At 72.1% G+C, this 12,298-nt stretch carries 9 protein-coding genes and 1 pseudogene; 8 read left to right on the top strand and 2 right to left on the bottom strand.

Annotated elements, in window-relative coordinates:
- Positions 1 to 42: 42 nt before the first annotated feature.
- A complete protein-coding gene (locus tag ABD205_RS18880) occupies positions 43 to 3,252 on the top strand; it encodes an ATP-dependent helicase (protein WP_344047513.1) in 3,210 nt (1,069 codons plus the stop codon).
- 44 nt (positions 3,253 to 3,296) lie between these two features.
- Positions 3,297 to 6,350: pseudogene (locus ABD205_RS18885) on the top strand (ATP-dependent helicase); the annotation flags it as partial.
- A gap of 2 nt (positions 6,351 to 6,352) precedes the next feature.
- Here ABD205_RS18885 and ABD205_RS18890 read toward each other — a convergent pair.
- Positions 6,353 to 7,477, bottom strand: coding sequence for an NAD(P)-binding domain-containing protein (locus tag ABD205_RS18890; RefSeq protein WP_344047515.1), 1,125 nt, complete (start codon positions 7,475 to 7,477; stop codon positions 6,353 to 6,355).
- A 61-nt stretch (positions 7,478 to 7,538) separates the two neighbouring features.
- Here ABD205_RS18890 and nudC point away from each other — a divergent pair, with 61 nt between their 5' ends.
- The gene (gene nudC, locus ABD205_RS18895) at positions 7,539 to 8,456 is read left to right on the top strand and encodes an NAD(+) diphosphatase (protein WP_344047517.1); all 918 of its coding nucleotides are present in this window, start codon (positions 7,539 to 7,541) and stop codon (positions 8,454 to 8,456) included.
- A 9-nt stretch (positions 8,457 to 8,465) separates the two neighbouring features.
- Here the strand turns inward: nudC and ABD205_RS18900 are convergent, their stop codons facing one another.
- The gene (locus tag ABD205_RS18900; RefSeq protein WP_344047519.1) at positions 8,466 to 8,714 is read right to left on the bottom strand and encodes a mycoredoxin; all 249 of its coding nucleotides are present in this window, start codon (positions 8,712 to 8,714) and stop codon (positions 8,466 to 8,468) included.
- Between the two features lie 106 nt (positions 8,715 to 8,820).
- On the opposite strand from ABD205_RS18900, the gene ABD205_RS18905 reads away from it, so the two are divergent.
- From ABD205_RS18905 to ABD205_RS18925, 5 genes are all read left to right on the top strand, one after another.
- Positions 8,821 to 10,887 (top strand): ATP-dependent DNA helicase UvrD2, encoded by a 2,067-nt coding sequence (locus ABD205_RS18905; protein ID WP_344047521.1) that lies wholly within the window; start codon positions 8,821 to 8,823, stop codon positions 10,885 to 10,887.
- A gap of 124 nt (positions 10,888 to 11,011) precedes the next feature.
- A complete protein-coding gene (locus ABD205_RS18910; protein WP_344047524.1) occupies positions 11,012 to 11,224 on the top strand; it encodes a hypothetical protein in 213 nt (70 codons plus the stop codon).
- A 152-nt stretch (positions 11,225 to 11,376) separates the two neighbouring features.
- Positions 11,377 to 11,724, top strand: a complete 348-nt coding sequence (locus ABD205_RS18915) for a WhiB family transcriptional regulator (RefSeq protein WP_344047527.1) — start codon at positions 11,377 to 11,379, stop codon at positions 11,722 to 11,724.
- A 47-nt stretch (positions 11,725 to 11,771) separates the two neighbouring features.
- Positions 11,772 to 11,936, top strand: a complete 165-nt coding sequence (locus ABD205_RS18920) for a hypothetical protein (protein ID WP_344047529.1) — start codon at positions 11,772 to 11,774, stop codon at positions 11,934 to 11,936.
- Positions 11,937 to 12,038: 102 nt separating this feature from the next.
- On the top strand, positions 12,039 to 12,200 hold the full coding sequence (locus ABD205_RS18925) for a hypothetical protein (protein ID WP_344047531.1): 162 nt from the start codon (positions 12,039 to 12,041) through the stop codon (positions 12,198 to 12,200).
- Positions 12,201 to 12,298 lie beyond the last annotated feature (98 nt).

The raw sequence follows: 12,298 nt of genomic DNA on the forward strand, positions 1-12,298 counted from the left end.
TCGCCCAAGTTGTCGGTCCGTCGTGATGGAGTGGATCCCGACATGAGCTCCCGTGCGACGTACCGTCTCAGCGACCCGGCCCCTGCGCCGGTGCCACCAGCGCTCGACGACCACCAGCAGCGAGTCGTCGACCACGTCGGCGGCCCGATGCTCGTGCTCGCCGGTCCGGGCACCGGCAAGACCACGACGCTGGTCGAGGCGATCGTCGATCGCATCGAGGGGCGCGGTGCCGAGCCGGACCAGGTGCTGGCGCTGACGTTCTCCCGCAAGGCCGCCGACCAGCTGCGCGACCAGATCACGGCGCGGCTGGGCCGGACGATGAGCGGCACGCCGTGCTCGACGTTCCACTCCTTCGCCTACGGGCTGATCCGTGCCTATGCGCCTGCGGAGCTCTACGAGGCCCCGCTCCGGTTGCTGAGCGCTCCCGAGGCCGACGTCGTGCTTCGCGAGCTGCTCTCCGACCACCCCGAGTCCGTCCACTGGCCCGACGGGCTCCGGGGCGCGCTCGGCACCCGCGGTTTCGCCCGCGAGGTGCAGGCGGTGCTGTCCCGAGCGCGGGAGAAGGGTCTCGAGGGCGAGGACCTGCAGGCCCTCGGCGAGCGCGAGCAGATCCCGGAGTTCGTCGCCGCCGGGCTCTTCCTCGACTCCTACCTGACCAACCTCGACAGCCAGGGTGCGACCGACTACGCGGACCTGATCCGTCGCGCGACGCTCGAGGCCCACGCCCACCGCGACGAGCTGCGGGCCCGCTACCGACACGTGTTCGTCGACGAATACCAGGACACCGACCCCGGCCAGGTCGCCCTGCTGCGCGCCCTCGCGGGCGACGGCCGCGACCTGGTGGTCGTGGGTGACCCGCACCAGTCGATCTACGGCTTCCGCGGGGCGGAGGTGCGGGGGATCCTGGAGTTCCCGACGGAGTTCCCCCAGGTCTCAGGCGCGCCCGCGCCCGTCGTTGCGCTGCGCACCACGCGGCGGTTCGGCCCGCGCGTCCTCACCGCGGCCCAGCGAGTGGCCGGGCGGATCGGTCTGCCGGGCACGATCGACGAGGAGGCGCGTACGGCGTTCCTGGCGCCGCAGGCCGATGGCCCCGCAGGCCGCGTGCAGGTGATGACGTTCGACAGCGAGCGTGCGGAGGCCGAGCACCTGGCCGACCTGCTGCGCCGCGCGCATCTCGAGGACGGGATCGGCTGGGACGAGATGGCGGTGCTCGTCCGGTCAGGGCGTTCGACGATCCCGCCGTTGCGCCGGGCGCTGGGTGCGCTCGGAGTCCCCGTCGAGGTGGCGGGGGACGAGGTGCCGCTCGTGCGCGACCCCGCCGTCGAGCCGCTGCTCGCCGCGTTGCGGGCGGCCCTCAACCTCGGCAACGACGACGTCGAGCACATCGACTACGTCGGCCACGCCCAGGTCGAGAGCATCCTGACCGGCCCGCTCGGGGGTCTCACCGCCCCGGACGTACGCCGACTGGCGCGCGCCCTGCGTGCGCGGGAGAAGTCCCAAGCGGCCGACGAGGGTCGTCCGTCCCGTTCCTCCCAGGAGCTGCTGCGCTACGCCATGGTCGACCGGGACTTCCTGGCCGGCGTCGACGACAGCGACATGTCGAGGGTCCGGGCGACCGTGGAGCTCCTGCACGGGGTCGCCGACCGGGAGCGGGACGGTGCGAGCCCGGAGGAGCTGCTGTGGGAGCTGTGGTCCTCGACCCGCTGGCCGGAGAGGCTGCACCGCGCTGTCGAGCTCGGTGGTGGCGCGGCCCGTCGGGCGCACCGTGACCTCGACTCGATCCTTGCCCTCTTCGAGACGGCGGCGCGGATCGCAGCGCAGCGCGACCGAGCCAGCGCCCGCACCTTCCTCGAGCTCCTCTCGGCCCAGCAGATCCCTGCCGACACACTGGCCGAGCGCGGCGCGCGCGGCTCTGCGGTGCGGCTGCTGACCGCCCACCGGTCCAAGGGTCTGGAGTGGCGGCTCGTCGTCGTCGCCCACGTGCAGGCGGAGGCGTGGCCCGACCTGCGCCGGCGCAGCAGCCTGCTGCAGCCGGACCGGATCGGTGAGGACGGCGTCGTGCCGCCGCTGACGCCGCGCGAGCTGCTCGCCGAGGAGCGCCGGCTGTTCTACGTCGCGTGCACCCGTGCCCGTGAGCGGCTCGTCGTCACGGCCGTCCACTCCGACGACGACGAGGGCGAGCAGCCGAGCCGGTTCCTCGACGAGCTCGGGGTCACCGTGGAGCGCACGATCGGCCGCCCGCGCCGCCCGCTCTCGCTCGGCGGCCTGGTCGCCGAGCTGCGCCGCGTCGTCGCCGATCCCGACACCGAGCAGCCGCTGCGGCTCGCTGCGGCGCGCCGGCTGGCCCGCCTCGCCGCCGAGTCCCGCGGAGAGCGTGCTCTCGTGCCCGCCGCCGACCCCTCGACCTGGTGGGGCACACGCTCGGCATCCCGCTCCGTCGCACCGCTACGCGACCCGGCGAAGCCGGTTCCGATCTCGCCGAGCGTCCTGGATGGACTGCTCCAGTGCCCGACGCAGTGGTTCCTCTCCCGCGAGGCGGGCGGCATCACGGCCTCGCACCAGGCCGCCAACGTGGGCGAGATCGTGCACGCGCTCGCCCAACGCATCGCGACGGACGACCTCCCACCCGACGTCGACGTGCTCATGGAGCACGTCGACGCGGTGTGGGACCGGCTGAGCTTCCGGGTGCAGTGGGCAGCGCAGCGCGAGCACGCCCGGATCCGGTCGGCTCTGGAGCGGTTCGTCGCCTGGCACCGGAGCAACTCGCGTCGGCTCATCGACGTGGAGGTCCCGTTCCGGGCCGACGTACGGCTCGACGACGGCGACACCGTCACCCTCACCGGACGGGCGGATCGCCTCGAGCTCGACCATGACGGACAGGTCGTGGTCGTGGATCTCAAGACCGGTCGTGTGCCACCCAGCGACAGGTCTGTCGAGTCGAACGCCCAGCTCGCGGTCTACCAGCTCGCGATCGACAACGGCGGCGTCGACCTGCACGCACCGGGCGCCGGGAGCGGTGGCGGAGAGCTCGTCCAGCTGGGCATGCCGGATCCGGCACTGGCCGTGAAGGTGCAGCGGCAGGCGGCCCATGGCGACGCCAGCGACGTCCGCGTCGAGCTGCGTCGACAGCTCGCGGTCGCCGCGCAACGGCTGCGTGCCGAGGAGCTGCCGGCGGTCGCGGGTGACCACTGCAAGCGGTGCGACTACGTGAGCCTCTGCCCGATCAAGGGTGCCCCGGCGGTGACGGCATGAGTGCCGCGCGGGAGGTCCGCACGCCCGAGGAGCTGCGGGCGATCATGGGGGAGCAGCACCCTGCGTCCCCCGAGCAGTGGGAGGCCATCACCGCTCCGCTGGAGCCGGTGGTGGTGATCGCCGGTGCCGGGTCGGGCAAGACGACGCTGATGGCGGCGCGCGTCGTCTACCTCGTGGTCACCGGCCAGGTGCGGCCCGACCAGGTGCTCGGGCTGACCTTCACGACCAAGGCCACCGCGCAGCTGCGGGCGAAGATCCGCCAGGCGCTCGACAATGCCGGCGTCCTCGAGGAGGACGAGGACGGCGAGGTCCTCGAGCCGACCGTGGCGACGTACAACGCCTATGCCGCCGGCCTGCTCACCGACCACGGTCTGCGGATCGGCCACGAGCCCGACACCCGCGTGATCACGGACGCGGCGCGCTACCAGCTCGGTGCTCGCGCGATCGACCGTCACGCCGGCGAGGTGATGTTGCTGTCCGACCATCCGCCGACGGTGATCCAGTGGCTTCTCGCGCTCGACAGCTCGCTCAACGAGCACCTGCGCGGGCCCGACGACGTGCGGGCTCACGACGCCGAGATGCGCCGCGGTTTCGAGCGAGCGCTGGCCGAGGAGCAGGCGGGCAAGGCGCGCAAGACCTGGCTGGAGCCGGTCGCGAAGGCGATCGACGCCGCGGAGCGGCGTGAGGAGCTGCTCCAGCTCGTCGAGACCTATCGGCGGGTCAAGGCCGACCTGCGGCTGATGGACTTCTCCGACCAGATCGCTCTCGCGGCGAGGCTCGCCGACGAGCAGCCTGACGTCGGTGCGGCGGAGCGGGAGCGGTTCAGGGTGGTGATGCTCGACGAATACCAGGACACCTCGACCGCGCAGGCCATCATGCTCTCGCGCCTGTTCGGTGGTGGTCACGCGGTGATGGCCGTCGGCGACCCCAACCAGGCGATCTACGGCTGGCGGGGGGCGTCGGTCTCGAACATCCTCGGCTTCGCCGACACCTTCCCGCGGCGCGACGGTGGCGAGGTCGGGCTGTTCCACCTGACGGTCAACCGGCGCTCGGGCAGCGAGATCCTGGGCGTCGCGAACGATCTCGCCCGACCGCTGTACGACGCGACGCCTGGTGTCCGGCCCCTGGTGCCCGACTCGCGAAAGGGCGCCGGACGCGTGACCGCGCAGGTCTTCGAGCGGCAGGACGACGAGCTGGCCTGGCTGGCCCAGGAGATCACGTCGGCCCACGCCGCGCTTGACGAGCCGGCCTGGTCGCGTCTGGCCGTGCTGACCCGCGACAACGCGTCGGCCGAGCGCGTCTTCGACGTGCTGACCTCGGCCGAGATCCCGGTCGAGATCGTCGGGCTGGCCGGCCTGCTGCGGCTGCCGGAGGTCGCCGAGATCGTCGCGGTCCTCCACCTGCTCCACGACGTCACCGCCAACGCCGCGGTGCTCACCCTGCTCAACGGACCGCGCTGGGCGGTCGGGCCGCGTGACCAGAAGCTGCTGGCGTCCCGCGCCCAGGAGCTGGCCGGCGCGCGTCGGACGGCCGAGGCCGGCTCGATCGACGACGCCATGGTCGCCATCGCGGACGGCGTCGACCCTGCCGAGCTGCCCGCGCTCGACGACGCGCTGGCGGATCCGGGTGACCCTGCCGACTGGCCGTACTCCCCGGAGGCGCGCGAGCGGTTCGGGCTGCTCGCCGCCGAGCTGCGCTACCTGCGTCTGCATGCCGGCGAGCCGTTGCTCGACGTCGTGCGCCGGGTCATCGACGCGGTCGGCACCGACGTCGAGCTGGCGTCGGCGACGGGCCCTGCGGCCGCGACCCGGCGCGACAACGTCGATCTCTTCGTCAAGGCCGTCGCCGACTTCCAGGCCATCGACGGCGACGTGTCGATGGCCGCGTTGCTGGCCTACCTGACCGCCGAGGACGAGGAGGGCAGCGGCCTGGAGCTGGCGACCCCCTCGGCCGCGGACTCGGTCAAGCTCCTGACCGTCCACCGCTCGAAGGGCCTCGAGTGGGCGGAGGTGTTCCTGGTCGGTGTGTGCGAGACGGTCTTCCCCTCGAACCGGACCCGGCCCACCTGGCTCACGACCCCCTCCGTGCTGCCGTCCCGACTGCGCCGCGACGCCCGTGACCTCCCGGAGCTCGTCGGCTTCGACAAGACGGCGATCGACGCCTACCGAGCGGCCGTGAAGGAGCACGAGGCCGCCGAGGAGCTGCGGCTCGGCTACGTCGCGTTCACGCGAGCCGAGGACAGGCTCTCGGTGACCAGCTACCTGTGGACGCCGCGCAAGACGCCGTTCGGGCCTTCGGCCTACCAGGCCGTCGTCCGCGAGCACCTCGAGTCGCGTGGCGCGCCCGTCGACTGGCTGCCCAAGCCCGACCCGAAGCTGACGCCGAACCCCTACGCAGCCGTCGACCCGTCGCGACCCTGGCCGTCGACCGGCCCCGGCAGCGAGGCGCTCCGACGGCTCGCGGCGGCGGAGCTCGTGCGGGGCGTCGACCAGGACGGCGAGGACGACCTCGACATGCTGCAGACCGCCCGGGTCGCCGAGTGGGACGCGGAGATCGACCGCCTCGTGGCGGAGGCGCGAGCGGAGTCGGACGCGCAGGTCGTCGTACGCCGTCCGCAGAGCCTGTCCGCGACCGCCCTCGCGAGGCTGCGCGACGACCCCGAGGCGTTCGCCCGCGACATCGCGCGGCCGATGCCCCGACAGCCCTTGCCGGCCGCGCGCTTCGGCACCAGGTTCCACGCGTGGGTCGAGGCTCGGTTCGGTCAGCAGGACTTGTTCGATCCCGACGAGCTCCCGGGCCGGGGCGACGCCGACATCGTGGACGACGCCGACCTCGCCGAGGTGATCAAGGCGTTCGAGGAGGGGCCGTTCGCTGACCGGGCGCCCTACAGGGTCGAGGCGCCGTTCGCGCTGGTGCTCGCCGGGCAGGTCGTGAGGGGCCGTATCGACGCCGTCTACGAGGAGCCGGACGGCTCCTGGCTGCTCGTCGACTGGAAGACGAACCTGTCGGCCACCGCCGACGCCCTGCAGCTCGCGATCTACCGGGTCGCCTGGGCGGAGCTCACCGGCGTTCCCCTCGACCGGGTCCGGGTGGCGTTCGTCTACGTCCGCAGCGGCGAGATCGTCGAGCCCACCGGTCTGCCGGACCGCGAGTCGCTCGAGTCGCTGTTGGCGTCGAGCCACGACGCCACACCCCGGGCGGCGAACCGCCCGGCCCTGTTCGCGCCGATCGTGGAGGCCGATGGCCCGTAGCCGACCAGCTGCACCCGAGGGTCCGCGACCGCTGTGGTCCCGTGCCGGTCGAGCTGGATGCCGCCGTGCTCGCTGCGCAGCCGCAGCGGCGCGAGGTGCGCGACGGCGGGCCGGAAGCCGGTCGCCCACAAGATGACGTCGGCCTCGCGCAGCGTCCCGTCGGCCCAGCGGACGCCCGACGGCTCGATCGAGGCGAACATCGGCAGCCGCCGGTCGTAGACACCGAGCCGACGGGCGGCCTCCTCCTGAGGTCGCAGCATCAGCCCGGTGACGGAGACGACGCTGGCGGGTGGGAGGCCGCGGCGTACCCGCTCCTCGACGAGGGCGACGGCGGCGGTGCCGGCCTCCTGGTCGAACCGGTCGGTGCGCCAGACGGGTTCGCGACGGGTGACCCAGATCAGGTCGCGCTCGGGCTCGTCGACGACCATGGCCAGCTCGCCGAGGAGCTGCACGGCTGACGCTCCGCCACCGACGACGACCACCCGGCGCCCGCGGAACGGCTCGGGGCCGGGGTAGCCGCGGGTGTGCAGCTGCTCACCGGCGAAGGTCGCCGCGCCGGGGTAGAACGGCACATAGGGCTGCGACCACGTCCCGGTGGCGTTCACGATCGTGCGGGTGCGCCACGCGCGGCTGCCGGCACGCACGACCAGCAGGTCGTCCTCCGTCGGCTCCACCCGGTCGACCCGCACGGGCCGGATCACCGGGAGCCGGTGGTCGCGTTCGTAGGCGCCGAAGTACGCCGGGACGACACTGTTGGCTCTGCCGGGTGCGCCCGGCGTCTCGCTGTCGGGCAGCGACGCGACGCCGTGGACATCGGCCATGGTGAGCGAGTCCCAGCGGTGCTGCCACGCACCTCCCGGGGCATCGCCGGCGTCGAGCACCACGTGGTCGATGCCGCGCCGGCCGAGGTGGAAGCTCGCGGAGAGACCCGCCTGTCCGGCGCCGATGACGACGGACTCGAGTGGTGCGGACACGTGATCCCAACACCGGAGACTCCCGCGATATTGCCCCAGGCCCTAGTTTGGGAGCGTGCCCATGGACACACACCCCCACGAGCGGCTCGCGCGCTCCGCCCATGACCGGCTCCACGCTCATCGCGACGACGAGGACTGGCTCGATTCGCGGTGGCGCGACCCGGAGACCCGGACGCTCGTCATCGCCGGCAACAGGGTCCGGCTCGACGACGGGCGGATCGACTGGATCCATCCGAAGGCCGCGCCCGACGGGACCCGTCTGCTGCTCGGCGAGAGCGACGGCAGGACGTGCTTCGCGGTCATCCTCGACGCCGCCCCGGACCACCAGGCGGCCACCGAGGAGTGGGTGCCCCTGCGCGGCCTGCTGCCGGCACTCGCGGGAGCCACCGGCGACGGGGAGGCGCCCCTGGTCCTCCACGCGCTCGGCATGGCGGAGTGGCTGCACGCCACCCGATACTGCCCGCGGTGCGGCGGGCCGCTCTCGCCGCGCTCGTCGGGTCACCAGCTGGTCTGCAGTGACGGACACCCGCAGTTCCCCAGGACGGACCCGGCCGTGATCATGCTGATCACGTCCGGTGACCCAGGCTCCGCAGAGGAGCGCTGCCTGCTCGGCCGCCAACGGGTGTGGCCGGAGGGTCGCTTCTCGACGTTGGCCGGCTTCTGCGAGCCGGGGGAGTCGCTCGAGAACGCGGTCCGTCGCGAGGTCGCGGAGGAGGTCGGCGTACTCGTCGGGGAGGTGTCCTACTTCGGCAACCAGCCCTGGCCGCTGCCGGCGAGCCTGATGCTGGGGTTCACCGGGCGGGCGTCCTCGACGGAGATCCGTGTCGACGACGACGAGATCGCCGAGGCGCGCTGGATCACCCGCGCCGAGCTGCGCGAGGCTGCCGAGTCGGGCGAGATCCAGCTGCCGGGCGCCGTCTCGATCAGCCGGTCGCTGATCGAGTCGTGGTACGGCGCCCCGTTGCCGGGCTCCTGGTGATCGCGAGGATCAGGCCAGCGCGGACAGCTTCGCCTTGATCTGAACGAGGCTCGGGTTGGTGTGCGCCGAGCCGTCGGCGTACACCAGGGTCGGCACCGTCTGGTTGCCGTCGTTGACGTGCTCGACGAGCTTCGCCGCGTCGGGGTGCTGCTCGATGTCGACCTCCTCGAACACGATCCCCTCGCGGCCGAGCTGGCCCTTCAGGCGCTGGCAGTAGCCGCACCACGGGGTGGTGTACATGGTGAAGGTCTCGCTCATGAGACTGTCCCCTCCGACATCTAGGGTGTTGGCCGACGCCCCCACGGCGCCACCCGTGCAACCACCGCTACCCCTGGACTGTTCCCGACATGATCGAGCCCCGCCTGTGACCTCCAGCCCTGACGCCCTGCTCGACGCGCTCGACCCCGAGCAGCGCCGGGTCGCCGAGGCGCTGCGCGGCCCTGTCCGCGTCCTCGCCGGAGCCGGCACGGGCAAGACGCGCGCGATCACCCACAGGATCGCGTACGGCGTCGCCACCGGCGTCTACGCCCCGACCGAGATCCTCGCCGTCACGTTCACGACGCGCGCGGCCGGCGAGATGCGGCAGCGGCTGCGCGGGATGGGGGCCGGTGCGGTCCAGGCGCGCACCTTCCACTCCGCGGCGCTGCGTCAGCTCCGGTTCTTCTGGCCGCACGTCCACGGCACGGAGCTGCCCACGTTGACGGAGTCCAAGCTCGGCCTCTTGGCCCAGGCCGCGCGACGGCACCGCCTCGGCGGCGACCAGGCGCTGTTGCGCGACCTCGCCTCGGAGGTCGAGTGGGCCAAGGTCAGCAACGTCCATCCCGACTCCTACGCCCGGGTCGCGCACGCGCGCGACCGGCAGGTCACCAACGTCGACCCGGAGATCGTCGGCCGCGTCTTCGGGTCCTACGAGGAGGTCAAGCGGGAGCAGGGCCGGATGGACATGGAGGACATCCTGCTCCTGACCGCGGGCCTGCTGGCCGAGGACGAGCGGGTCGCCGCGCAGGTCCGTCGGCAGTACAAGTGGTTCGTCGTCGACGAGTTCCAGGACGTCTCGCCGCTGCAGTCCGCGCTCCTCGACCTGTGGCTCGGCGGGCGCGACGAGCTCTGCGTGGTGGGCGACCCGGCGCAGACCATCTACTCGTTCGCCGGCGCGGACGCCGCCTACCTGCGCAACTTCCCGAAGAAGTTCCCTCGCACCACCAGCGTCGAGCTCGTCCGCAACTACCGGTCCAGCCCGCAGGTCGTCGAGACGGCCAACCGGCTGCTCGCCGGGTCGCCGAGCCAGGGCGTCGAGCTCCGTGCCCAGCGTCCGGCGGGGCCGACCGCGACCTTCCAGCCGCGTCCCGACGAGGTTGCCGAGGCGGACGCCGTCGCCGCGCGGATCCGGCAGCTGCGAGCCGACGGCAGGCCGTACGGCGAGATCGCGATCCTCTTCCGCATCAACGCCCAGTCGGAGACCTTCGAGGAGGCGTTGACGGCCGCCGGGATCCCGTACGTCGTCCGCGGCGCGGCACGGTTCTTCGACCGGCCCGAGGTGCGGGAGGCCGTGACCCGGCTGCGCGGGGCCGCCCGGTCGGGGGAGGGCGACGACTTCCTCGAGACGGTGCACGGCACCCTTGCCGGCATGGGCTGGACCTCGACCCCGCCGGACTCGCGCGGTCAGGTCCGCGACCGCTGGGAGTCGTGGCAGGCGCTCATCGACCAGGCGACCGCGTTCGCGGCGAGCGTCGGCGACACGGCGCGACCCGACCTGGGGGCGTTCGTCGACGACCTCGACCGCCGCGCCGCCGACCAGCACGCCCCCGTCGCCGACGGCGTCACGCTGGCGACCTTCCATGCCGCCAAGGGACTCGAGTGGGAGTCCGTGTTCCTCGTCGGCCTGCAGGACGGCACGCTCCCGATCACCTACGCCCTGGACTCCCCGGCCGCGGTCGAGGAGGAGCGGCGCCTCCTCTACGTCGGTGTGACGCGTGCACGCCGCGACCTCGCGATCTCGTGGTCGGCGGCCCGGCAGCCGGGTCAGCGCGGCAGCCGCAAGCCGTCCCGCTTCCTCGACCCACTGCTGCCGGACAGCGTGAAGGAAGGCGCACGTGCAGGCGAGAGGTCGAGGGGGAGCCGGGGCGCGCGGATGTGTCGCACCTGTGGCCGCCCGTTGGGCAGTGCGACGGAGAAGAAGCTCGGGCGGCACGAGGACTGCCCGGCGCCGTACGACGAAGAGCTGTTCGGCCGTCTGAAGGAGTGGCGCTCGTCGACGGCGAAGACGCTCGAGAAGCCGGCGTACGTCGTCTTTCCCGACGCCACGCTCGAGGCGATCGCCGAGCGGCGGCCCGCGTCGCGCGGCGACCTGCTGCGCGTCCCCGGGGTGGGAGACGCGAAGCTGACGGCGTACGGCGACGAGGTGCTCGCGATCGTGGCAGAAATTCCCTGAAAAAAAGCCAATAAATGATTTGCAGCCCGTGAAGTCGGACCACTAGCGTTTCTCTCGACCCCGAAACCGCGCACTGCGACCTAGCAGTTCTTCGCGCACGATCCCCTGAAGGAGGTGGCCAGACATGAGCATGACGCTGATCCAGCAGACGACTGACACCCAGTCGTCCATCGGCATGTCCGGCTACCGGGCCGCCTTCGCCCCGTGCTCGAGCGCTGCTCACTTTGCCGTGCGCAACGTTGATCTCGCCCAGGGAGAGGTGGCTCTCAAGCCGGCCACCGCCACCCGTAACGGCTGGGTTCGTGGGACCTACGCCTGGAGACCACCGACTGTCTGAGACATGACATCGGCAGCCCTCCAGGCCGCGGAACCCGAACCACGGGATCCGCGGCCTTTCTGTTTCCCCAGGGAGATCCCAAGCGGAGTCCAAGTCACACACCGCAGCATCAAGAAGAACGAAGCGATCAGGAAACACAGGAGGTGAACGAGATGACCACCAGCGTTCTCGACCGCGCCGACCAGGCGTTCGAGGCTGGGCTGGCCGAAGTCACAGACCCCACCTTGGGTCTGCTCCACGACCAAGCCAGCAAGGTCGACGACGAACTACTGCCCTGCCGGGTCAACAACCCGGAGCTGTGGTTCGCCGAGTCCCCGAGCGACGTGGAGTACGCCAAGGAGCTCTGCCAGGACTGCCCTGTTCAGGCGATGTGTCTCGATGGCGCACTCTCGCGGCGCGAGCCGTGGGGCGTGTGGGGCGGTGAGCTGTTCCTCCAGGGAACGGTGATCCCCCGCAAGCGCCCCCGCGGTCGTCCGCGGAAGCACCCGATCGTCGCCTAGGCAGCAAACAACCACTCATGAAGCTTTTCCGAATCAGGAGCAACGAGATGAACACCATGCATGAAGACCTGGCGCGGGCCCAGATGGCCGCGCGCCTGGGAGAGGCGCAGCAGATGCGGCGTGGCCACCAGTTGGCCCGCGCCCGCCGGCTCAGCCGCAAGGCCGAGCAGGCAGCACAGCTTGCGCGCCTGGCCCTCGCCCGCGCTCTGTGAACCGGGATCACCTCCCGGCACCCTGATCGCGGGTGTGTGTGACACCAACGGCCCGTTCGTCCCAGTGTTGGGACGGACGGGCCGTTCTGGTTTCCTGGACCTGTGCTGACCTGTGACTACTGCGGTCGGACGGAGCCCGAAGGTGCGGCGACGCTCACCTGGGCGACCGCCGTCGAGCGCGGCGTGAGCAAGACCTTCTGCGACACCTGCGCACGCGAGCACCTTCGCGCCATGGAGGGCAAGCTCGACTCCGAGTGGTGGTGAGCCGCCTCGGCCTCAGCCTTGGCCTCAGCCTCAGCCGACGAGGGTCGGGGTGGCGGACTTGATGGTGAGCTGTTGTGGTGGTCCGTGTCGGGTGACGG

The organism is Nocardioides panacihumi (genome assembly GCF_039530925.1).
Classification (GTDB): Bacteria; Actinomycetota; Actinomycetes; order Propionibacteriales; family Nocardioidaceae; genus Nocardioides; species Nocardioides panacihumi.

Bases quoted from the DNA above. Each gene is read 5' to 3' on its own strand.
- ABD205_RS18900 (WP_344047519.1), bottom strand. From the start codon at position 8,714: ATGAGCGAGACCTTCACCATGTACACCACCCCGTGGTGCGGCTACTGC.
- nudC (WP_344047517.1), top strand. From the start codon at position 7,539: ATGGACACACACCCCCACGAGCGGCTCGCGCGCTCCGCCCATGACCGG.
- ABD205_RS18915 (WP_344047527.1), top strand. From the start codon at position 11,377: ATGACCACCAGCGTTCTCGACCGCGCCGACCAGGCGTTCGAGGCTGGG.
- ABD205_RS18910 (WP_344047524.1), top strand. From the start codon at position 11,012: ATGAGCATGACGCTGATCCAGCAGACGACTGACACCCAGTCGTCCATC.
- ABD205_RS18880 (WP_344047513.1), top strand. From the start codon at position 43: ATGAGCTCCCGTGCGACGTACCGTCTCAGCGACCCGGCCCCTGCGCCG.
- ABD205_RS18920 (WP_344047529.1), top strand. From the start codon at position 11,772: ATGAACACCATGCATGAAGACCTGGCGCGGGCCCAGATGGCCGCGCGC.